The organism is Streptomyces sp. NPDC003635 (genome assembly GCF_053587635.1).
In genome coordinates, this window is sequence record NZ_JBSFOK010000055.1 from 24,990 (window position 1) to 47,389 (window position 22,400).

The following is a 22,400-nucleotide window of genomic DNA, read 5'->3' on the forward strand; positions in this document are numbered from 1 at the left end:
CGGGCACCACCCCCAGCACGGGGCCACGACCCGAGTTCGCGCTCCCTGTGACGGCACCCTCCCCGCGCCGGCACCCGAACCAAGCGCCCCTGATCCCGAGGAGAGGGCTCATGACAATCGCTCCCCATGCTCCGGCAGCACAGACCGCGCTGCGGTTCCTTGCGCTGGAGATCACCGGCAGGTGCCAACTGACCTGCCCGTCCCAGTGCTACGCGCAGGCAGGGCCGACGCATGGCCACGGCAGCATGACCGAGGACGACTGGCACCGCGTCATCGACGAAGCCGCCGCTCTCGGCACACGAACGGTGCAGTTCATCGGCGGGGAACCCACCCTGCACCCCTCGTTCGCCGACCTCGTGCAGCACGCCCTGGGCGTCGGCCTGGCCGTGCGGGTGTACAGCAACCTGTACCGGGTGCGCTTGGAGCACTGGACGCTCTACGGCCGTGCGAACCTGAGCCTGGCGACGTCGTACTACAGCGACAAGCCGGCCGAACACGACAAGATCACCGGACGGACCGGCTCCCACCAAGCGACCCGCGCCAACATCGTTGAAGCCGTCCGCCGCGGCATCCCCGTGAAGGTCGGCATCCTCGACCACGGCAACGGCCAGCGCGCGAAGGAAGCCCGCGCCGACATGCTTGCCCTCGGCGTTCAGGACGTCGGCATCGACCGCCTGCGGGCCGTCGGCAACGCCGCAACCACACCGGCAGTTGCCTCCACGACCCAGCTGTGCGGCCACTGCGCCGACGAGAAGGCAGCCATCCTCCCCGACGTGTGCGAAATCGGCCGTTTCCTTACCGCGGGCGACGTCAGGCACGGTTCCCTGAAGGCAGTACTGAGCAGTCCCCGCTGGGCTGAGATCGCCGCGAGCATCCCCCGGCCGCACGGTGCGGATCCCTGTACCCCGGACTGCGCCCCGAACGACGACACGTGCAAGCCGGCCTGAACACCCCGCCCAAGGGACGGAAAGGAGAGCCCTCCCGATGGAGTGGAAGCCTCACGCACGTCGGCTGGCCGACGACCTGGTCCGGCCGGATTCACGCTGGCACGCACCCCTCGCCTCCACGCCGCGCCACACCTTCGTGCCGCGCTGGTGGGACCGCGGTGCAGCAGGCAGGGAGGTCCGCATCGGCGAGGACGACCCGGCTGCATGGATGCAGGCCGCCTACGCCGACCGGACCCTCGTCACCCGCGTCGGGCCCCTCCACGCCGACCACGCCGCCCCGGACACAATCGTGAAGACGGGCAGGACCACCTCCTCGTCGACCCACCCCAGCCTGGTCGTGACCATGTACCGGCATGCCGCGCTCACCGAGCACAGCCACGTCCTCACCACCACAGGCAGCGGCTACGGCACCGCCCTGCTGTGCCGGCTGCTCGGCGACGACCTGGTCACAAGCCTGGACATCGACCCCTACCTGGTCCAAGCGGCCACTGAACGGCTCGCCTCCACCGGGCTGCATCCGCACACCTGCGTCGGCGACCTCACCACGTCGCTGCCGTGGCAGTACGACCGGATCGTGCCCACCGTGTCCGTGCGGCGCATCCCACCGACATGGCTGACCGCGCTGCGGCCCGCAGGCCGACTGGTGACCACCATCTCCGACACCGGGCTGATCCTCATCGCCGACAAGACCCCAGACGGCGGCGCGCAGGGCCACATCGCCTACGACGGGGCGTCATTCATGCACGTCCGCCACGGCGACGACTACCCCCGTGACGCCCCCAGCGCCGCCGTGTGGGAGAAGGCACAGGGAGACGGCGAAAAAGTCACCCAGAGCCGCTACCCCCTGCTGTACGTCCCCCACGCCTGGGACGTGTGGTCGATGCTGGAACTGGCCGTCCCCGGAATCGACCATCGCATCAACACAGACGGCGACAAGCGCACGGTCTGGCTGCTGCACCAGGACGGCTCCTGGGCGCGGGCACGTGCGGTCGGCGCCAGCCAGGCACCCACGGTGCACCAGGGCGGACCCCACCGCCTGTGGAATGAACTGGAAACCATCCGCGACCGCCTCAACCTCGAAGGCACCCTCCCCGTTTACGGCGCCAAGGTCACCATCACCCCGGACGGAACGACCACCCTCACCCACCGGTCCTGGAAAGCCGTCCTGTAACCACCAGACCACCCCCGCCCCGCCCAGCCCCGCCCCGCCCCCGAGCCTCCCCCCCGGCTCGGGGGCGGGTCTGTACGGTGAGTGGTGTAACTCCCGAGCTGGAAGCGACAGTTGATGACTGACGTGACGAGTGACACCGAGGCCGGGAAGGCCGCTGTGAGTGGGACGGGCGCCGTGGATGAGGGGCTGGTCGCTGAGTTGGTTGCCCGGGCTCAGGCCGGTGGCGTGAAGCTCACCGGGGAGGGCGGCCTGCTGCAGCAGTTGACCAAGCGGGTGCTGGAGTCCGCGCTGGAGGGTGAGCTCACCGATCATCTGGGGCACGAGCCCGGTGGGCGGGCCGAGGGCGGCCGGGACAACTACCGCAACGGGCACCGCTCCAAGACGGTGATCACCGAGTCGGGGCCGGTCGAGATCGAGGTGCCGCGGGACAGGGCCGGGTCGTTCGAGCCGCAGCTGGTTAAGAAGCGTCAGCGGCGTTTGGGCGGGGTGGACGAGATGGTCCTGTCGCTGTCGGCGAAGGGGCTGACGCACGGGGGAAATCTCCGCACATCTCGCTGAGGTGTACGGCGCGGAGATCTCCAAGTCCACGATCTCCACGATCACCGACAGCGTGATGGCCGGCATGACGGAATGGCAGAACCGTCCGCTGGACAGCGTCTACCCGGTCGTCTTCATCGATTGTGTGAACGTGAAGGTCAGGGACGGGCAGGTCGCCAACCGGCCTGTCTATATGGCGGTGGCGGTCACCGCCGAGGGGCACCGGGACATCCTCGGCCTGTGGATCGGCGACGGCGGGGAGGGCGCGAAGTACTGGCTCCAGGTCCTGACCGAGATCAAGAACCGCGGCGCGGCCGATGTCCTGATGCTGGTCTGCGACGGTCTGACCGGGCTCCCGGACGCCGTGAACACCGTCTGGCCTGCGACGATCGTCCAGACCTGTGTCGTTCACCTGCTGCGGAACAGACTTCGTTACGCGGCCCGGCAGGACTGGGAGAAGATCGCGAAGGCGCTCAGGCCCGTCTACACCGCGCCGACGGAGGAGGCCGCCCTGGAGCGGTTCGTGGAGTTCACCGACGCCTGGGGCGGGAAGTATCCGGCGATCGTCCGGCTCTGGGAGAACGCCTGGGCCGAGTTCGTGCCCTTCCTCCAGTTCGACGTGGAGATCCGCAAGATCGTCTGCGCCACGAACGCGATCGAGAGCATCAACGCGCGGATCCGCAAGGCCGTCCGGGCCCGGGGACACTTCCCCACCGACCAGGCCGCCCTCAAGTGCGTCTACCTGGCCGTCATGAGCCTGGACCCGACCGGCACCGGACGCAAACGCTGGACCATGCGCTGGAAGGCCGCACTCCAAGCCTTCGACATCACCTTCGACGGCCGGCTCACCGCCGGACGCCGCTGAACAAAACCGACTGAGTTCCACCGTTCGCTACACAGACCCTCAGCGAGGTGGTGGGGAACGGCGTGCTGCAGACCTGTCGCTGCTGTCGGATGTGCGACGGCCCGGTGGCGGGCGGGCCGTCGCTGGGCGGTTACCAGTTCAGATCGGCCGATGACATGATGGCGGCGACTTCGTCGTCCTCGTCAGCTGGTGCAGTGAGGGCTTCCATGACGAGGTTGCTGATGAGGACGTCGAGGTTGCTGGTGGCTGCGGTGTTGAGTTCGCCGCGGATGTAGCTGAGCCCGCCGTTGGCGTACTCCTCAAAGATGCGCACCCGTTCGTCGAGTCGGTCATCGGCGAGGATTTTGGGGTCGTCTTGGACTTCGACGGCGGCGAGCATGTCGATGAGGACGTCTCCGTAGTGGCGTCCCTCCATGAGGGAGAGTCTGATCGGCTCGCCTGCCTTGTCGAAGGGTTCGCGGCGCTGCTTGCGCTGCCCCAGAGCCGCGGCGAACATGATGGTGTCCACCAGGGTGCGGAAGGGGCCGTCCTTGCTCTGGAGTTGGTTGAGCAGGTCTTCGTGCTGGGCTGGTCTGCGGAAGCGGTCGAGGGTCGCCATCAGACGGTCACCTTCTCCAGGACGCTGTGTTCGAAGTCGCCGTGTGAGACGTAAGGGACGGCGTGGTTGTTGATTTCGATCGTTTCTTCCTGGGCCGCCCTGTTGGGGGTGACGGAGCGCAGGACGTACATGCTGGTGGCTGAGCGTTGCAGATTCTCCATGACCTTGCCGCGGGCTTGCGACTGAGACAGCAAGGTGACGATCTGCGAGGTGAGCTCGGGCAGCGCCCGTGAGATCTCTTCCTGATAGGTGAGGTCGAGGCTGCCGAACGGGGCGTCCATGATCACCGGGTAGATGCCGCCTCCGCCCTCGAGTGGGTCCTCGGATCCGCTGCGCAGGTCTCGGAGGTTCTTGGCGACCTCGGAGACCGCGCCGACGAAGGAGAGGCTGAGGATCTGGTTCTCTCCGGTCGACCGGATGGCCACACCAGCGGGTGACTTGAGGTGCAGCTGGAAGAAGTCGTCGATCTCAGGGGTGTACGACTTGATGAAGATGCGGGAGAAGACTTCCTTGATCTTGCTATCAAGTTGCTCTCGGACCTCTTCGGTCTTGAGGGCGAGGACTTGCTCGAAGGCTGCCATGACCTCCTCGACGAGGCTGACCTGCTGCTGGACACGCCGAGATTTCTCGTCTGCGCTGTGGGCTTCCTTGAACTGGCGTTTGGCGATGCCAATCTGCTTCTCGATGTCGGCGACCTCGTCTATGCGTTGCTGGCGCTCGACCAGGGCGCGCGTCTTCTTCTCCGCGTATTCCTTACGGCGCAGCTCGAGGCGTTGCACGTCCTGAACGTTGACGCCTTCGAGCTGGCGGTCGATGTCGCTGCGTTCCGCGTTGAGGTGGTTGATGGCTTCGTTGACCACCAGAATGTCCTGGGCGTTTTCCTTCAGATCCGCAAGGAGTGCGGAGCGGTCATCGCGCAGGTTCCGCATCTGGCCGTCGACGTAGACCCATCGGGCTTCGACGTCGGCGAGGCCCGCGTTGTAGCGGCGTCGTTCGAGTTCTGTGTAGGGCGTCGTGCCTGGCTCTAGGTCTCGCCCGCACATGCAAGTGCCGTCACTGAGGAGGGTGTCGATGAAGCTGCGCTGGATGCCGGCAGGCAGTTCGCGGCGTTGCCGCATGCCTTCGGCGAGCTTCATGACGGTTTCATCCGTGCCCGTCGTGAAGGCGATGAAGCCGCTCTTGGACAGGCGCTCTCGTTTGCGAGCTTTGAGCTCGGCAAGTTTGTCCTGCTCGGCTTTGATCTGCCGGGTCAGGCGGCTGCGTTCCTTTTGCAGGGGGGCGGCTTGGTCGTGGGTGCGCAGGGCGCGTTCGGCTTCGTCTACCTCTTGCTGGTAGCTGCTGGCGTCGCTGGAGAGCTGCATGGCTTTGGCATCGGCGTCTGCTTTTTGCTGTTCGAGGCGTTCGATCGTGTCGGCTAGTTCGCTGAGGCGGCTGTCGCTCTTCTTGTCGATCTCCCGGGCTAGTTGCTTGGATGCTTTGGGCAGGTGGATGTGAATGGCGCGTTCAATGGATTCAAGATTGAGCAAGGTCTTGATGGCGCGTTTGACCTCATCGTTGTTCTCGTCTCCGGAGAACATCTTCTCCATGCGTTCACCGTTGAAGAAGAAGAAGCGACGCAGTCCTTGAGGAAGGATTTTCTCGATGCGGTCCTGGCCGTTGGCCACGGGCCGGGTCTCGCCGTCGGCGCCGGTCTCGAGTACTTTGAGACGGGGTTCTTCCGCTGTCTGCTCGTCGGTTTTCTTGGTGACGGTGATGTCCCGGGTGACGGTGAACTGCGTGCCTTCGTGTTCGAATTCGAGCTTGACCCAGGCGCTGACGGAGTTCCCGATCTCGGCGTCCGCCCAGGCTTTGTCGTGGATGACGCGGTGCTGCTCTTCGACATCCTGGGAGAAGGTCCCGTAGAGGGCCCAGGCGAAGGCGTTGAGCAGCGTGGTCTTGCCTGCGCCGTTGTTCCCGAAGATGAGGATGGCGGGTTTGCCGTCGTGGGTTGCCAGGTCCATGGTCTGCTCGCCGTAGAAGGCGCGGAAGTTGCTGAGAGTGAGCCTGTGCAGCCTCATTTGACCAGCCCCTTGACTGCCTCAACGATCCCCGGGACGACCTGTGTCGGGTTGTTGATGTGCAGGTATTCGTTCTCCAACTGCGTGACGACCTGGGCGAGTTTGCGGGCTTCCGGTGAGAGCTCGCTCAGTACGTCGCGGGCGGTGCGGCGTGGGGCAGTCGGGGTGGGGTCGGTCGTCAATGCGGCTCCCTCTGATATGCGGCGGGGACGGGGCGTGGCGGTGGGGCTGATTATGTGTCGAACAGACCGTAGCGTTTGCGCAGCGGGCGCAGGACGTCGAGGGTGTGGGCCTCGTTCTCGGCCAGGTGGGCGAACTCCTCGACCCGGGCGAGTTCTCCGCGCAGCATGCGTCGCTCGGTTTCGTGGTGGAGAGCGCTGGCGCCGTCGGGCGGGGTGACGATGAAGTCGATGATGTCTGCTGTGTCCTTGCCGGCTGCTTTGCGCAGGACACGGCCGCGGCGCTGGATGAACTGGCGGGGGTTGGAGGAGCTGGCCAGGAGGTAGGCGATGCGTGCGGCGGGGACGTCGACGCCTTCGTCGAGGCAGCGCATGGAGGCGATGGCCTTGAGATCGGTTGCGGAGCTGAAGCGGCGCAGCACTTCTTGGCGGTCGGCTCGCTTGGTCTGTGCGGTGTAGCGGGCGATCGTCATCCGCAGGTCGGTGCCGGCCAGGGTCATGACCTGTTCGAGTTGGCCCGGTTCTTCGGTGTTGTGTTCGTGAGCGAGGGGGTGGCGGCCTTCGGCGCAGTAGATCAGTTGATGCGATGCGCTCTGGCGTTGCTGGAGCTGGTGGCGCAGGGCGGGCAGTTTTGCTCGAGCGTGGCCGAGGATGTTGGCGCGTTTACGCAGCAGGGCGCCCAGAGGGCTGTCGTCGTCCAGGGGTGAGGTGGGGTGTTGGGAGGCGGCCATCAGTTTAGCGATTTTGGTGGTGACCTCGGAGTAGAGCTCTGCTTCCTCGTCGTCCAGCTCCACGAGTACGGGCGTGTAGGTGTAGCGGCACAGAGCGCCGCGGTGGATTGCTTCGCCGATGCCCATTTCGAAGACGATGGAGCCGAAGTAGTCGGTGAGGGCTTCGGTGCCGGCATCGTCGAACCAGCGTTCAGGGGTGGCGGAGAGGCCGAGGCGGAACTGGGCGTTGGCGGGCAGTGCGGTACGCAGGCGGGTTGCTCCGAGGTTGTGGGCCTCGTCGGCGATGAGGAGCAGCGGTTGGTTGTAGGAGCCCAGCAGGCGCTGGAAGGGGGCTTCGCTGAAGGTCTTGTTCGTGGTGACGATGACCCCGCCGCGTGCGCCGCCGAGGGCGAGAGCGTGCTGCAGGTCGACGGCGCGCTGGTACCAGGCGTGGGTGGATTCGTAGGCGCGCAGGGGGGTGATGCCGAACCAGCTGATGTCTTTGCCCCATTGGTCGACCAGGTGCTGGTAGGGAGCGACGACCACGGTGAGCAGTGGCTTGCCCTGCTTGTGGAGGGTGGAGGCGAGTTGGGCTGCGGCGGTGAGGGCGGTGAGGGTTTTGCCGGTGCCGGTTGCCATGCGGAACATGCCGCGGCCTCGGTGGTCGAACCAGTTGTTGACGGCGGCTTTTTGGTAGTCGCGCACCGTGAGTGCGGCAGGGATGGTCAGGATGCCGGCGGTGTCGGTGGGTGCGGACGGGGCGGTCAGGGGTGCACCGTGGTCGGGAAGGAGGTCGAGGTCGTTGCGTCCTTCGGTGTCCCGGGCGGCCTGTTCGATGATCTGCGTGGCGGCTTCAGTGAAGGGCACCACGCGCAGGATGCCTGTGCGGTCGTGCCAGAGGTTGTCGAAGTCTTCGCTGATGCGCAGGGCCCGGTCGGCGTCGCGCATGTCCCAGCTGCGGAAGACTTCGATGGATTCGAAGTTGCCGACGAGCGCGGAGCGGGTTTCATTGGCGCTGCCTTTAAAGGCTACGAGGTCAGTGCCGTCGTAAAAGACACCGATCTTTTCATGGTACATGCCGATGCGCTGGCCACTGCAGACGTAGGCCAGCTTGAATTCGACGCAGCCTGCGGCAACCAGGCGGCCAAGCTTGCCCAGTCCGCGGGCGGCATGGGGTTCTTCAATGGCCTGGTTCAAGTCGCGCAGCGCCGCGCGTTCCAGGACGGCGCGCAGCGCGTAGCCGGCTTCGATGTCGGCGATGTCCTGTTGCTCGAGGTAGGGCGAGGCGACGATGCGCAGGGTGCCGCCGCGGTCGGTGAAGTCGTCGAGTCCCTGTCCCAGCAGGGCGAGGCTGGAGGAGGTGAAGTATCCGACAGCGCGGTCGTATCGCGTGGCTGCCTGCAGGGCCGGGCGGTAGAAGTCGTTGACGATGTGTCCGCGGTCGCTGCGGTATTCCGGGCCCAGACGGGTGGCGCGCAGGGGCTTGGCGGGGTGCATCAGGTCAGTCCCATGCCCTTGATGAGGTCGTCTGCGGTGGGGGCGTCATCGTCGTCCCCTTCTTCGTCGGTGACGGTGTGCTGATAGGGCGCTGCGTGGGTAAGGCGGCGCACCTTTCCGCCGCGTGCGGTGAAGGGCGGCGAGGACATCACCTGGCGCAGCGTTGATTCCTTGATATCGAAGTCGTGCCTCAGGCAGCGGATGGCCTCGTCTACGTCGACGGCGCCGTCGTGGCGGTCGATGAGGTCGCTGACGAGTTCTTTGATCGGCTTGTAGACGGGCATGTCCCACTCGGTCAACGCCCACCGGTCCTTGGCGCTGCGCTGGAAGCGGGGGTCTGCATCCAGTTTCTGCTTGAGGTAGCCGCTCTGGATCGTCAGGTGCGCTTCCTCTTTGAGTTCTGCGGTGGACATCGGCCGGTCAGCGCGGGTGAGCGCCTCGACCGCAGCATCGAGATCGCGGGGTGTCTGGTGGACCGGGTGCGCGCGGTCGGGTTTAAACGTCCAGGCATCGCGACCGGTCATGCGGCACTGAGGGTCGCCCTGGAGCACTTTTCGCAGGGTGCGAAGTTGCACGTATCGCCCGAGGCGGTTGGAAATGTCCCATGCTGTCAACGGGGTGTCTGCGTCGCAGAGGATCTTGTGGATGTCGCTGCGCAGCACATGCAGCCACTGTTGCCTGCCCTCGCCCACCTCGTATCCGGCGGACTGCTGGCTTGTGCGGCAGAGCTGGAGCTGGTGCAGGTCGCCTGCGAGACGGCCCAGCCACCTTGAGCGTTCCTGAGGGTGGTGGGGCTGTGGGGCGGAGGTGGAGTGCGGGGGCTGGGTGAGTGAGAGGGTGTGTGGGGGGGTGTTCGCAGTGAAGTTCCCTGCGCTGACCGGGTCAAGCACGGCGTCACGGACACGGCGCGCCAACTGGCCCAGCTCACCCGGCAGCTGGTCGGCACGCTCCAGGATTTCACCGAGCGTGAACGCTCTGGAGTCAGGATAGCTTTCGGGAAGGAGCTCCGCTATGCGGGCGAGTGCATGTGAGAGGTACTGCCGGAGGGAGAGATTTTCGTTTTCTATTTCTGCCCACTCCCCCGGATGGGCACTCTCTGTTACGGCTGGCGGTGTGGCGGGGCGGGTCCATTCATGCCGGGCGGGCTGGTATACGAGTCCGCAGTGGCTGAGCCAGCGGTGCAGCTGTGCTGGATCCTGGGACGTCGCAAGGCTGGCCTCGCGCAGCCGGCGCTGCACGGTGTGATGGCTCATCACTTCGCCTGGCCCGAGCGCCAGGGCGCGGAGCGTGGCAGCGATGCACTGGTCGAGGTCACCGTCGAACAGCCAAGGGCCGTGGGAGGCGTCCCGCCAGCGCAACCCGAGCAGCAGGTGCAGCGGGGCTAGGGGGTGCTGCTCCGTGACGGCAACAGCAAGCCAGGGGTGACGCGTGATCAGGATGCGCCACTCGGTGGGGACGTGCAGGTCCCTCTCCACTGCACTGACCGCGCTCAGGGCGGCGGGGTCGTCGGTGAACGCTTGGTTGAGGGATTTCACCAGCTGGTTGCGGTGGCGGCGCACGGTCTGGCGGAGCAGGAGGTGATCGCGGGCCAGCACGTCGAGGGGAACCGGCTCGGCGGCACAGACGTGACGCAGGAGCACGTCGCGTTCGACGTCCTGCAGGTGGCTGAACCACGTGCGGCAGACGGTCACGGCGGCGTGGTCGGGTGCCGTGGGGTGCCAGTAGATTCTCATGCGGGCCGCCGTGGTGCGCTGGTGCTTCCCACCCGGAGCCGTGCAAGTCGCCGCCTGGGCGAGCTGCCCGGGAGTACGGCAAGCGGTGCCCGGTGGGGGGACGCAGCCGAGACTGCGTGAGTGCTTCCCTGACGCAGGTCAGGGCTGCCTACTGCCATGCGTGCTGTTCTCCGTGCGATCGAGCGGCTGCGTCGAAGTCCCCTGGTGATCCGAGGACTTCGAAGGGTATCCGGCAGCAGCAGTCGCGGTCTTGTGATGGCTCACAGCCATCACACCAGCCCGCGCCGAGGCTCCCGCCCCGCTCTATGAGACAGCCCATATCTGGCGAGGTTGTACGGAAGAAGAAAAATTCCTCAACCATCGACAGCCTGCGCCCTTTATCTCTTGATATGCAACCTTTCTTGGTTCGGCCTCCTTCTTCGGGAAGGAGGCGGTCTCGGCGGCGGCGCGGGGCTGGCTATGCCCGCGCGGACAGGGGAGGTGCCGTGCACGTGCATCGTCTGGCCGAAAGGGCATTCTGCCCGTGAAGCGGTGCGCCGTACGGGAAGGATTTCCAGCGGTGCGACCTGCCGGCAGGGCAACACGGCGGACGATGCAGCGCAGTCCGGGCGGTACCGGTACCCGTGCTGGCTCAGACAGACCTCACCATCTCAGGCGGCTGCTGTCTTGCGGTCCGGCCCGCAGCCGCCCGGGCGCTGGCCGGCACGCGTGCTGGTGCTGCTGTATGAGGCACGAGCGCGCCCCGGGAAGCGTGACGCTGCCTGGGGCGCGCCGGGGGTCAGGAGGGCAGGGCCGCGGCAATCATGCCTTCGATGACTGCCATGTCCTTGTCGGCGCCGAGGTATCCGATTCCGCGGTGCAGATGCACCGTCAGCAGGCGCTGGACGTTGTCGTCGGTGGGTGGTTCGCCGTCGGTAACGCAGCGCTGTTTGAGCAGGGCCAGGTAGATGTCGCCGTGCTGGCCGGCGAAGGTCTTCCAGTTCATCTCGACGTTGGAGTCGGTGACGATGTCTTTGACCAGCGGGGTGGAGGGGTCCTTCAGCGACAGCATCAGGGCCCAGCGGCACAGAACGTTCCACTGGGTGATGCCGGTGGTGCGCTTGAGGTAGACCAGCCGGTCTTTGGCGGGCTGGGACAGGCGGACGTGGTCAACCGACATGCTGGGCTCCCTCGTTCCACCAGTAGCCCTCGACGACGCTGGTGGTGAACTCGGTGTCGTCGTGCACCAGCGTGTAGGTGTGGGCAATGGACTTCTTCATGCGGCCCAAAAGGTGCTCGTCGATTTCCTCGTCGGTGGACAGCAGCAGGACCTGATTGCCGGCGTGGGGAAAGTAGCGGTCGACGAGGTGCTCGCGGTGGCGGCTGTCGAGCCGGCCCAGGGGGGTGTCGATGACGCTGGGCAGCCGGTTGCCGGCGACCCGCATCAGCCCCCACAGCAGGGAGACGGCCAGCAGCTGGCGTTCGCCCGCGCTCAGCCGGGCGGGGTCGATGGGGTCTGCGTCGGCGTCGGCGAGGGTCAGGGTGAACTTGTCGGTGTCGATCCGCAGATCGTGCACCAGGCCCTGCTTGCGCATGAGGACCTTGAAGCTCTGCAGGACGGCCACTTCGAGCCGGCTGATGTGCCGGGCTAGCAGGGCCGTGCCGAAGCGTTCCAGGGTGTCGCGGGCCTTCTCCGAGTACTTGATGATCCTTTCGACTTCTTCCGCTTTGACCTTGGTGCGCACAAACTCGGTGTGGGCCCGCTCCAGCAGCGAAGTGACGTACTCGCGGCGCCGTTTGAGGTCCTCAAGTGCGGCTGCGGCGCGGTCACAGGCAGCCTGGGCCCGGGCAACCTCCCCGATCTGCTCCTCGCGGGCGTGCTGGAGAGCCTCGACCTTGTGCTGGGCGGGGACACCGGCCAGCTGTCGGTCGAGCTGGTCGAGCTGGTCGGTCAGTTCCCCGGCCGTGTGCAGCAGTTGCGCGGATCGGGCCGCATCGCGCTGCAGGAGTTCATCCAGGACCGTGAGCTGGGCCGGGGCGTCGTGAGGGAGTTGGAGGTCGACGTTGAGTTCGGTCTTTGCCGCGCGTCCTGCCCGGTCGGCTTCCAGGTGGGCAAGGACAGCGGCGCGTGCAGTGTCGGGCAGCAGGTCAGCAAGCCACGCATCGCGCTGGTGCAGCACCTCAAGGACCTGCGCCGACTGCCGGGCCTCCAGCTCCTGGGCCGCTTGCTTGCGCAGATCCTGCAGCAGCGGAGCACCGAAGAGCAGCGGCAGGGGGCCTGCGGCCAGCTGGGTCAGCTCGGCGCGCACCTGGTCGCGCTGGGCGATGATCTGCTTCTTGTCGTTCTCCAGCTCCAGGCGGCGCGTGAACAGGTGCCCGCCTTCCTTCTCGAACGCCCTTTCCAGGCTATCCAGTTTGCGCTGGGCCTGGGCCAGCTCGGTGCGGCGCTGTCCCAGGGTCTGGTAGGCGACGTCGTAGTCGAGCAGCACCGCATCGCGCTCGGTTTCCTGGGCGCGGATGTTGTCCAGCAGGTGCTGCTCTTCGTCGGAGAGCTTCTGGCGCCGCTGGAGGGCGAGAAGGTCGTTGCGCAGCTGCTGCACTGTGCTCACGCCGAGCAGGGAGTGCACGGCGGACTCGATGACGGAGGCGGCGCGTTCGGGGTCGGCGAGTGATTCGATCTTCTCGCCGTCGAAGAAGGCCAGGGAGGCGATTTCCAAAGGGAGCAGGGACTCGACGTGGTCGGGCCAGCCCTCGCTCAGCAGCCGGTTGAACTTGCCCTCGGGCTGGACATGGCGGCCTGCCCTTGCACGCTGGGCGTAGGTTTCGTCGACGTAGACGTTGAGGAACTCTTTGAGGGTCTTGCCGCTGGTGTGCCAGCTGCGGACGACGCGGTAGTAGTGCTCGTGTCCGCCGGTCAGGACGGTGAACTCGAGGGTGATGGCGGAGCCGCGCGCCGGGTCTGCCTTGCGGTTGATGCTCTCGCGCAGGTAGGTCTCGTAGGACTTTGTGCCGCGGCCGCTGCAGCGGGCGCGGTTTCCGTAGAGGGCCAGCTGGATGGCGTCGAGCAGGGTCGTCTTGCCGCACCCGTTCAAGCCGCCGATCAGGATGATCGGCTTGTTCTTCTTCGGGGTGAGGTCGAGCGACTGCTTTCCACGGTACGCCCCGAATTCTTCGAGGGTGATCTTACGCAGGAGCATCGAGTTCGTTTTCGTCGTCGAAGGTCAGGTTCTCGGCGATGTCGTCGCGCCACTTCTTCTTGCGGGCGGCAAACTCCACCGCGTCTTCGTGGCTGTCGTAATAGCCCTTTTGCACAGCCTTCTCCAGTGCCTGGAAGAGGCCGGAGCGGCGGGCCATGGTGCGGTACTTGCGTTCGACGGCTAGGAGTTCGCGCACCATGTCGTAGTGCAGGTCATCGCCGTCGCAGACCTCTTTGAGGACGTCCATCTCGTCGGATCCCATGACGAGTTGCTCATCGAGCGGGCCGCCGGGGAAGGGCTCCCCGGTGGTCTCCTGGTAGATGCGCGGGAGGCTGTCTTCGACCTCGTGCTTGTCGAACACCCAGGTGCGGCGGATCTCGTGGAGCTCGTCCAGCGTGATCAGCTCGATCTTCTTGACGTGCTCGGGGGCGTGTTCGCGGATCCAGGTCTGTGCCCTGAGGAGCTCGCGCAGCCACTCTTCGCGGTAGGACTGCAGATAGGGGCCGTGGATGGCGTCGTCCTTGAACAGCATGACGGAGCCGTTCATCCGCCGGAAGTCACGCGCCGGCTTGTCGGGACGGGGGAAGGGGGCCTTGCGGCCAGGCGGCAGGTCGGGGTCGCCTTCTTCGTAGTGCCCAAACGGTGCGTCGAGCTTGTTGCGCAGGTCCAGCAGGGGGAGCATCCACTCCTTTTCCTCATCGTTTTGGATCATTGCGGACATGGACTTGTCCTGCTCGACGAGGGTGCAGGTCCAGCAGCCGAACCGGCTGGAGCCGCAGGAAGGGGTGGTGGAGTCCACGACCAGGGGGCATTCTCCGTCGCCGGAGGCGCCCTGGTACATGGTGAGCAGGTCCTGGTTGTTGTAGCCCCAGGGGTTGGGGACCTGCATCAAAAATTCCCACACGTCGTCGTTGGTCCAGTCCTCAACAGGGCTGTAGACGAGGGAGTTGGGAAGGTTGGCGTTGGGTGAGAGGCGGTCGCGGACGCGGCGCTTCTCGTGCTTTTCCATGGCGCGGGCGCGGGCTTGGCTTTCGGCTTTGCGGATGCCGAGCACCATGATGGCTTCGCCGTGGGCTGCCACGACGCTGCGGATGAAGGAGTTCGACGGCTTGATCTTGAGCCGTTCGGTGCACCAGCGGAACTTCGGCCGCGGAGCGGGGTAGCCGCGGCCGATCAGGTTGACCCAGAAGGTGTCCTTGATTTCCGGGGTCAGCCGGTGCGGCTCGATGGGCAGATCCTGCGCCCGGGCGGCTTCCTCCATCGTGGCCAGGGAGGTCGACACCCAGGCGGCCACGACGGGGTTCTCAACCAGCGTGTCGGTGCTGATCACATGAACGGGCTTGGTCCGCTTCTGTTCAGGAAGGTCCTTCAGGGCCATCCACACCAGCTGCAGGACGGCAGTGGAGTCCTTGCCGCCGCTGTAGCCGATGACCCAGGGCACCTGGTCGGCGGTGTACAGCTCGCGGATCTCCTCCGTGAGCTGTGCGGTGACCTCGTCCAGGGACTGCCCGTTGAACGGCTTGCGCCGCACCGGGGTGAGTCCGAGGTTGAGCGGAATGGTGCTCATGCATCGCCTCGCAGGTATGCGTCTTCCACACGCTGCTCTTCGGGGCTGAGCTCCAGCCCGAGGTGCTGACGCAAGTAGTTAACAGTGAGTGTCACGTTCTGATGGCTTTTGGATACGCGGCCGCCGACGATGGCCCGCCCTTCCCAGTCCGAGTTCGCCCGGGTCCAGTCCACGCCCTCAAGCGGCGCGATGCGCTTTTCCCACGTCGCCGTACCGGGCGTCTCCCGCAGGATCGTATTGCCCACCCGGCCCAGCGCGTGCAGGGCAATGCCGTGGCTGTGGATGAAGTCCCGGCGCATCTCCTGCGCCGACAGCTGACGCGAGCGCACCTGCCCCCACTCCGGAAGCAGCCCGTCGACACACTCCCAGAACGCGCGCGCCAGCGCAGTCGCCTCGTCCTGCTTCAACTCAAGGCCCTGCAGCAGGGACTGGTTGCCGAAGTACAGGGCGCTGAGCGTGAACAGCTTGCGCGAACGGGCGGACAGCGTGCTCTTCTCCATCTCGACAAAGCCTTTGAAGACCGCGGAACTGTCAGTGAGAGCACGGGTGATCTGGGCGTTGGCGTCCCGGTGATCATAAAGGACCCCGATCGAGCGGGCGGGGCGGACCGCATGCCGGTTCAGGTCGGCGAACATCTGCTGGGACCGGGCCAGCCCGGCGTCGCAGAAGAAGACCACCGCGATCGTCTCATCGCCCAGGTCGGGGTTCTCCCGCAGAGCCAGCTCGATGGCGGCGCGGCGGTGCTGGCCGTCGTTGATGAGGAAGCGGGCGTCCATCGGGATGCGCAGCTGCCCCGCACGGTGCGCCGCCCCGTCATCGCCCTGGCTCTCAAACACCAGGTCCCCGTCGACCGACGCAGTCAGTGCACTGAAGACGTAGTCCTCGGGATTGTCCAGAATGTACCGGGCGAGTGCAGGCAGGCGCCCCTTGTTCAGCACGCGCTGCGCTCTCAGCTCCGCCGAAAGATCATCTTCATCGAAGAGGAAGATCTTCGGGATGAGCCGCAGGGGGCACATGGAGGCGTAGAACTCCCTGCCCGCCTGCACCCCGCGGATCGCGGGGAAGGTGTACTCAAAGCCCGTGGACGCTCGCGAGGCAGCCCGCCCCGCAGCCTTGTTCGCCGCTTCAGTCTGCACTGGTGAACTGTAGCGCATGTACGTCACCTAGATAACGTACGTCTCTCTTCTGTCGACGTACCTCACGGTCCGCGCAAGACGTACGGATGCGGTTGCCATCGGTGGATCCAGCCGTCCCCTGCCGCATACCCGGCGGGCGCACAGCCCGCGGGAACAAGCAGTCACCCGCCCGCGCTGTACGCACCGCGCCCGAGAGCGGCTCACCTCACCGTGCACTTCGTGACCTGACGGCACAGCGTGTACGTTAAGCCTTTCACGTACAGGTGTGGAGCGGGAACAGCTCAGAGGCGGGTGAGCGCTGTGGTGGCGTATCTGGATGTGGCGGCAACCATGCGAGTGGACCCCCGGGTCGCCGAGGTTGTCCTGCACTGGATGACGGAAGACTTCGGCAACGCGGGCAGCCGGACCCACGAGTACGGAGCTCGCGCCAAGAAGGCTGTCCAGCAAGCTCGTTCCTTCCTCGCCGGCACCGTACAGGCCAAGACCGAAGAAGTGATCTTCACCAGCGGTGCGACGGAGTCCAACAACATCGCACTGCTGGGGCTCGCCCCCTACGGGGAGCGGACTGGCAGGAAGCACATCATCACCTCCGCCATCGAGCACAAGGCGGTCATCGAGCCTCTGACACACCTGCGCGACACGCGCGGCTTCGAGGTCGACTTCCTCCAGCCCGGCCCCTCTGGCCGCATCAGTGCCGACGCCGTGCTGGACCGGCTGCGCCCCGACACCCTCGCCGTGTCGCTCATGCACGTCAACAACGAAACAGGAGTCATCCAGCCCGTCGCCGAGCTCGCCGAGCACCTGCGCACCACTGCGACCTACCTGCACGTCGACGCAGCCCAGGGCTACGGCAAGATTCCCGGCGACCTGACCGCTCCCATCGACCTGATCAGCATCAGCGGTCACAAGATCGGAGCGCCGAAAGGCATCGGCGCTCTCGTGACCCGGCGCCGGGGCTGGGACAAGGTCCCCCTGGAACCGATCATGTTCGGCGGCGGCCAGGAGCGCAAACTGCGCCCCGGCACCCTCGCCGTGCCCTTGATCATGGGACTGCACGAAGCCGCCAGGATGTTCAGCGAAAACCACGGCCGCTGGGAGCGCGAAGCGCGCGTTGTGCGCGAGCGAATCCTTAACGCGCTGGGCACGACGCGGTTCCAGATCAACGGCGACCCGGCCCACAGCGTCCCCCACATCCTCAACATCAGCTTTGACCAGCTCAACGCCGAAGCCCTGATCGTCCGCCTCAAAGATCACGTCGCCATCGCCACCGGGTCGGCATGCACCAGCGCCTCCTACACCCCCAGCCACGTCCTGCAGGCCATGGGACTCAAGGACGAGGTAGCAGCCAACGGGCTGCGTCTGTCCTGGTTTCCCGCACAAGCCGCACAGTTCGATCCGATGGACATCGCGCAGACCATCGCCTCGATGCAGCCGCACACGCCCTGACCCCTGCTATGCAGCCCCCGGGCGCCGCACCAGCCGGTGCCCTCGCAACTGCCGACCGCATCGGATGAGTTCGCCTTCCCAGCCCTTCTCGGTCCCGATCAGGTGCGGGTGCTGATAAAGCCCTGCGCGCACCTCTGCATCGGTCAGACGCCGATAGCGCGGCGCGTCGGGATCGTCCGGCGCCAAGAACTCATGCTTGCGGTGCAGCAACGGCCGGTTGGCCGCGTTCGCGTACGAGATATGCGACGCCTGCAGGGTATGCAGGTCCACCAGATAGCAGGACGCAATCCGCGGATGCGGATCACGGTCGAAGTCCGGATAGTCCAACCAGGACACCGCCCGGCCCTCATGCTTGAGCTTGGCCACCGTCCACTGGGCCGGCCGGCCGGCAGCAATCGACGCGCAGTGCTCGTACAACCGCAACACCGTAGGGATCCGCTCCAGCGCGCGGCGGTGCACGTACAGCGCCGTCGGCGTCAGCTTGCCCGCCACCGAGGCATGCATGGCGCTGCGCACATAGCCGTCATCACGGAGCTTGAGCAGCAGACGGTCAGCACGGCGGCACGCCTCCTTATAGGAGGGGAAGAACGTGCGCACGTCCTGCTGGATCCCCGCCGGCAGACTGCCGAAGGGGCCGCGACCGTTGAAGAGTTCCACCGCCAGATACAGCAGCGTGTTCAACGTCGACTGCCTGGCCCCCTCCTCCATGCGCCCGGCGTCCGCCCCCTCGCGCACGAGCCGCCGCAACTCCGCGGGCTTCAGATGGGCCAGCAACTCCGCAACCTGCCGCGGCATTTCCTCAATCCGGGGCAGCCTGCCACGACGCTCCACGAAGTCCACCAAGGCGCTGATCGCCGAGGCAGTGTCCTGGGACGCCAGCCACTCGGCATCCGGCACCACCCGGTGGGCGAGATAGCCAAGGCGGGCACGGTCATCCCGGAACGCATAGACAACACCCGGCGCCGCCACCACCACCCGGGCTCCGGTCACCTCCTGCACATACCGGCGCAGTTCCCCGGCAGCAAAAAGATACTGAAACGTCTGCCGGCTGGTGAGCAGCCCGTCCCCGAACTCCTGTCCGCGAACCTTCGACTTCTCCCACGTCAGACGGGCCGACACCACCAGCAGCGTCGACGTCAACTCCCATGCCCGTGTCAGAGTCTGGCGGCGCTCCGCAGGATCCTCGATCACATTGAGCACATACGTCAGCAACACCACGTCACTGACCTCGAGACGTGTATCCGACCGGTAATACGGATCCCAGCCCGCAACCCGGCATTCCAGCCGCTCCAGCGCCTGCACGTCATCACCACGGCCACAGCCGTAGTCCAACACCGTCCGCTCCGGCGTCAGCTGCCGATCCGCCAGCGCCTGACGCGCCGGTACCGACAACGCCACCCGGCCGATCGCCGTCCGCCGACGATCACTTCGCCACACCCGCTCCACCACGCACCCGCAGCTCAGCCAACGACCAACAGCAACAGAGTAGAAGACACACAACCGGCACGCTCACGCCACCAGTGAACGCACAGCAGAAACCGCTGGCGCATGCAAACAGAGTCTCGCGCCTTCCAAGGCGCTCGCCGGCAATGGCGTTGTCCCACAAGGGCACCCGAGACATACGGAGCCCTTCTCGTATCAGGCGTGCTCGACCCGCGTGAGGCGTCCATCCCGGCTCAGGGGCATGGCCTTCGCCCCCGAGCGCCGCCCCGCCCCCACCGCAGTGCCGCCGCCGCACGCCGGTACTGCGCCGCGAGGGTCCGGTTGCCCCTCATCACCAGTTCTCAAGACGACACCACAACGACCGCGTCGGCGAGGTCCTTCATCCAAGTGGTCAGCTCTGACCACCTTCCACTAATCTGACCGGCAGTCACATACGCGTGGGGGGACGCTACTCGGCCACCGGGTTCGAGGTGGGTGAGAGGTGTCGGTTCCCTCGTCACTCAAAAGAGGTCTCATGACGTTCGGTGCCGCATCCGTCTCCCCCCGAAGCGTGGGCATGGGGGCCCTCCTTGAAGAGCACCACCCCTTCTGGGTCCCCGTCTACCAGCGGGCCTACGCCTGGGACGATCAGACGGCAGCCTTCATCGACGACGTCAAAGACCTCCTGGACGACACCAACTCCCCACGCGGTCACTTCTTCGGCGGCTTCGTGTGTATCGAGCACACAGACCACTCTCAGTCGCGGCCTCACACGTACCAGATCGTCGACGGGCAACAGCGCCTCACCACTTTTGTGCTGACCCTGTCAGAGATCGCAGCAGCCGCCCAAGAAATTTCCGACAAGGCGCGACGGGCGGGTGACGACCGGGCCGCCAATTCCGCCAACATCCTCTGCGAGGACATGCGGAGCCGCTTCATCTACTGGAACCACTTCAACGTGACGGAAGGACGCGTTGAAAAGCGGCCCCGCCTCTCCCTTTCCACCGCAGACGACAAAGTTTTTCAGGACCTCCTTGAAGGCCGGAACGTCACTGCCTCCAGGGAAAGCCACGAACTTTTGCTGGCTGCACAGAAGTCACTGCAGACCAACCTGATCAAACCTATCGTCGACGCCGCCAACTCGACGATGGAGCAAGTCGCGGCCCTCGACCGCCTGCGCCATGCCCTGACGGTCCAGTCCCACGTCATCCAGATCGTCTGCCTTGACCGAGAACGGGCCTATCAGCTCTTCAGCGTCCTCAACGACCGAGGCCGCTCCCTCGAAGACGCCGACCTGCTCCGCAGCTACACGCTCGAGCTCCTTGAAGGACACCCCCACGAACAGCGCGTCGCGGCCAATACGTGGGACGAGATGCTCAGCACCCCCAGTGCCAAGGTCAGCTCCTTCTTCAAGGCATACTACCCGTCCACCACAGGAACCCGGGCGGGAACACCGCTCTTTCAAAAACTTTGCGACGAGTACTTTCCCAAGGATTCGCCGCTGTCTCCCGCCGAGGTTGTCCAGCAGATCGCTTCCTTCTCCAAAGAGAAAGATACGTACCTGAAAATTGCGGCGGGCGAGTGGCCCTTCGACAGCGCCGTCGTACCAGGATTCACCCCGGAAGCATCGGCATGGCAAAAGGACCGCCTCGGCCGCCTCGTCCGCACACTCAAGCATGAGCTCGCCCTCCCCCTCCTGCTGGCTGCAGCACACTCCACCACGGAGAAGAAGTTCGCAGAGCTCGTATTCATGCTCGAGATCTTCGCCTTCCGCTACAAGAACGTATGCGGAGGCCACGCAAGCCCTGCCCAGACGATCTACTACGCCGAAGCCAAAAAGGTACGAAAAACTGCGGGGCGCGGCGACGAAGTGAACTGGAACGACCTTCGAGGCAAGCTCCAGCAGCTCCTCGACAAATCAGCAACTGACCAACACTTCAAAGTAAGCATCGACAACCACCTTCGCTACGACCGTGGAAGCGCCCAGAAAGCAAACCTCCGCGAGTTCCTCACCACCCTGGAAGATCACCGCGGATGGCTCGACCAGGGCGCCAAAGGCAGGCCACGGCCCGACATGATGGCGGTGTTCGATCTTCAGCAGGTGACCATCGAGCACATCTACCCACAAAGCCCCCTCCCAGGAGAAGTCCAGCCCGAACTGCGCGAGCTCATCAACCGGCTGGGGAACCTGACCTTCTTCGGCCCTCGGGAGAACTCCGACGCCGGAAACAAAACCTTCCAGACGAAGTGCACCCAGCACTACGTGCACAGCAAAGTAGGAATGACCCGCGACCTCACCAAACTGGCCCAGTGGACGAAGAACGAATACGACCAACGCCTGCAAGAACTCCAAGCAGACGCCTGCAAGGTCTTCCGTTTGCTGCCAACGAACACCCCCTCCCCTGCAGCCTGACACCCTGAGCTGCACATCCAGCCGGTGCCGGCACTACCTCCCGCAGCCCAGCATCTACTCGCCCTGACCATCACTGCCCCACGCCTTCGCAAACGCACGTCCGAGCGCAACAGGTCACAGGGGGCTGCGTACGATAACCGGCTGGGCGCGCAGCAGCGCTCACCGGCTCAGCAAGCGGCAGGCCGGGAGTCAGCGGACGGGGAGCGTGTCCGCCCAGTGATCATGGATCCGGCCGCGGACGGCCGTTCCCCCAGACGGGCCGAGCTTGCCGTAGGGCACGCTCATCCCCCGTCTTGCCACCGACGGTCTGCTGCAGCTGTTGTCACGACCACGGGAGTGTGGGAGTGCCGTCTGGGTCCAGGCCTTGGGGCCACATCCTTTGGAGGAGTGCGCCTTGTTTGCTGATCCAGCCGTAGTCGGCGGCCAGCCGGGCCAGAGCCTCAGCGCCGTCCTGGTCTCCGGCCTGCTTCCGCATCAGGGCAAGGCGGTACAGGGCGTCGCTGTTGCCGTGGTCGGCGGCTTGACGGGCCATGACCTCGGCGCCGTCCTGGTGGCCGGCCTGCTCCCACATGAGGGCCAGACGGTACAGCGAGGTGGTGCTGCCGTGGCCGGCGGCCAGTTGATAGAGGTTCGCAGCGCTCTCCCAGTTGCCGGCTTCTTCCCGTATCTCCGCCACCCCGCGCAGGACTTGAGGAATGCCACGGTCGGCGGCCTGTCGGCCCAGCGCCTCGGCACGGTCGTGGTCTCCTGCCTGCTCCCACATGCCGGCCAGGCGGCGCAGGGCATGGGCGTTGCCGTGCTCGGCGGCCTGCCACGCAAGGTACTCGGCGCCCGCTGGATCCCCGTTTTCCTGAGAAGCCGTATCTCAACCGATCATGGAACGTGCGGGTCGAACGGGTTTCCCGCCGGGGTGATCTTCCCGTCGTGCGCGCATGAAGACAGGGCC

General features: G+C 65.8%; 15 protein-coding genes and 1 pseudogene. 5 read left to right on the forward strand and 11 right to left on the reverse strand.

Going from position 1 to position 22,400, the window contains the following annotated elements; all coding sequences use genetic code 11:
* Window positions 1-110: 110 nt before the first annotated feature.
* The 3 genes and pseudogenes from ACWDRW_RS34780 (at window position 111) to ACWDRW_RS34790 (ending at window position 3,520) form a co-directional block, all read left to right on the forward strand.
* Window positions 111-947, forward strand: a complete 837-nt coding sequence (locus tag ACWDRW_RS34780; RefSeq protein ID WP_451730735.1) for a radical SAM protein — start codon at window positions 111-113, stop codon at window positions 945-947.
* A gap of 37 nt (window positions 948-984) precedes the next feature.
* Window positions 985-2,118, forward strand: a complete 1,134-nt coding sequence (locus ACWDRW_RS34785) for a protein-L-isoaspartate(D-aspartate) O-methyltransferase (RefSeq protein WP_451730738.1) — start codon at window positions 985-987, stop codon at window positions 2,116-2,118.
* A 114-nt stretch (window positions 2,119-2,232) separates the two neighbouring features.
* Window positions 2,233-3,520: pseudogene (locus ACWDRW_RS34790) on the forward strand (IS256 family transposase).
* A gap of 130 nt (window positions 3,521-3,650) precedes the next feature.
* On the opposite strand, the gene ACWDRW_RS34795 reads toward ACWDRW_RS34790, so the two are convergent.
* The 9 genes from ACWDRW_RS34795 to dndB all read right to left on the reverse strand — a co-directional run bounded on the left by ACWDRW_RS34795 (window position 3,651) and on the right by dndB (window position 16,173).
* Window positions 3,651-4,118 (reverse strand): DNA phosphorothioation-associated protein 4, encoded by a 468-nt coding sequence (locus ACWDRW_RS34795; protein WP_451730741.1) that lies wholly within the window; start codon window positions 4,116-4,118, stop codon window positions 3,651-3,653.
* Window positions 4,118-6,175, reverse strand: coding sequence for an AAA family ATPase (locus ACWDRW_RS34800; protein ID WP_451730744.1), 2,058 nt, complete (start codon window positions 6,173-6,175; stop codon window positions 4,118-4,120). Before ACWDRW_RS34800 ends, ACWDRW_RS34795 begins: the two co-directional genes overlap by 1 nt.
* Window positions 6,172-6,357 (reverse strand): hypothetical protein, encoded by a 186-nt coding sequence (locus ACWDRW_RS34805; RefSeq protein WP_328513000.1) that lies wholly within the window; start codon window positions 6,355-6,357, stop codon window positions 6,172-6,174. The genes ACWDRW_RS34800 and ACWDRW_RS34805 overlap by 4 nt, the downstream gene beginning before the upstream one ends.
* A 50-nt stretch (window positions 6,358-6,407) precedes the next feature.
* Window positions 6,408-8,561, reverse strand: coding sequence for a DEAD/DEAH box helicase family protein (locus ACWDRW_RS34810; RefSeq protein WP_451730747.1), 2,154 nt, complete (start codon window positions 8,559-8,561; stop codon window positions 6,408-6,410).
* Window positions 8,561-10,294: a hypothetical protein gene (locus tag ACWDRW_RS34815; RefSeq protein WP_451730751.1), complete on the reverse strand. Its 1,734-nt coding sequence runs from the start codon at window positions 10,292-10,294 to the stop codon at window positions 8,561-8,563. Before ACWDRW_RS34815 ends, ACWDRW_RS34810 begins: the two co-directional genes overlap by 1 nt.
* 778 nt (window positions 10,295-11,072) lie before the next feature.
* Window positions 11,073-11,453, reverse strand: a complete 381-nt coding sequence (gene dndE, locus ACWDRW_RS34820) for a DNA sulfur modification protein DndE (RefSeq protein ID WP_451730752.1) — start codon at window positions 11,451-11,453, stop codon at window positions 11,073-11,075.
* Window positions 11,443-13,470 (reverse strand): DNA sulfur modification protein DndD, encoded by a 2,028-nt coding sequence (gene dndD, locus ACWDRW_RS34825; protein ID WP_451730754.1) that lies wholly within the window; start codon window positions 13,468-13,470, stop codon window positions 11,443-11,445. Before dndD ends, dndE begins: the two co-directional genes overlap by 11 nt.
* Window positions 13,457-15,037 (reverse strand): DNA phosphorothioation system sulfurtransferase DndC, encoded by a 1,581-nt coding sequence (gene dndC, locus ACWDRW_RS34830; RefSeq protein ID WP_451730756.1) that lies wholly within the window; start codon window positions 15,035-15,037, stop codon window positions 13,457-13,459. The genes dndD and dndC overlap by 14 nt, the downstream gene beginning before the upstream one ends.
* Window positions 15,034-16,173: a DNA sulfur modification protein DndB gene (gene dndB, locus ACWDRW_RS34835; RefSeq protein WP_451730759.1), complete on the reverse strand. Its 1,140-nt coding sequence runs from the start codon at window positions 16,171-16,173 to the stop codon at window positions 15,034-15,036. Before dndB ends, dndC begins: the two co-directional genes overlap by 4 nt.
* A 291-nt stretch (window positions 16,174-16,464) precedes the next feature.
* Between dndB and dndA the strand changes: the two genes are divergently transcribed.
* Window positions 16,465-17,619, forward strand: coding sequence for a cysteine desulfurase DndA (dndA, locus tag ACWDRW_RS34840; protein ID WP_451730762.1), 1,155 nt, complete (start codon window positions 16,465-16,467; stop codon window positions 17,617-17,619).
* Window positions 17,620-17,625: 6 nt separating this feature from the next.
* Here dndA and ACWDRW_RS34845 read toward each other — a convergent pair whose 3' ends face one another.
* Window positions 17,626-19,068 carry a DNA phosphorothioation-associated putative methyltransferase gene (locus tag ACWDRW_RS34845; RefSeq protein ID WP_451730765.1) on the reverse strand — a complete coding sequence of 481 codons (1,443 nt, stop codon included), beginning with the start codon at window positions 19,066-19,068 and terminating at the stop codon, window positions 17,626-17,628.
* A gap of 508 nt (window positions 19,069-19,576) precedes the next feature.
* Between ACWDRW_RS34845 and ACWDRW_RS34850 the strand changes: the two genes are divergently transcribed.
* On the forward strand, window positions 19,577-21,454 hold the full coding sequence (locus ACWDRW_RS34850; protein WP_451730768.1) for a DUF262 domain-containing protein: 1,878 nt from the start codon (window positions 19,577-19,579) through the stop codon (window positions 21,452-21,454).
* Window positions 21,455-21,776: 322 nt separating this feature from the next.
* Here ACWDRW_RS34850 and ACWDRW_RS34855 read toward each other — a convergent pair whose 3' ends face one another.
* A complete protein-coding gene (locus ACWDRW_RS34855) occupies window positions 21,777-22,217 on the reverse strand; it encodes a tetratricopeptide repeat protein (protein ID WP_451730771.1) in 441 nt (146 codons plus the stop codon).
* Window positions 22,218-22,400: the final 183 nt, after the last annotated feature.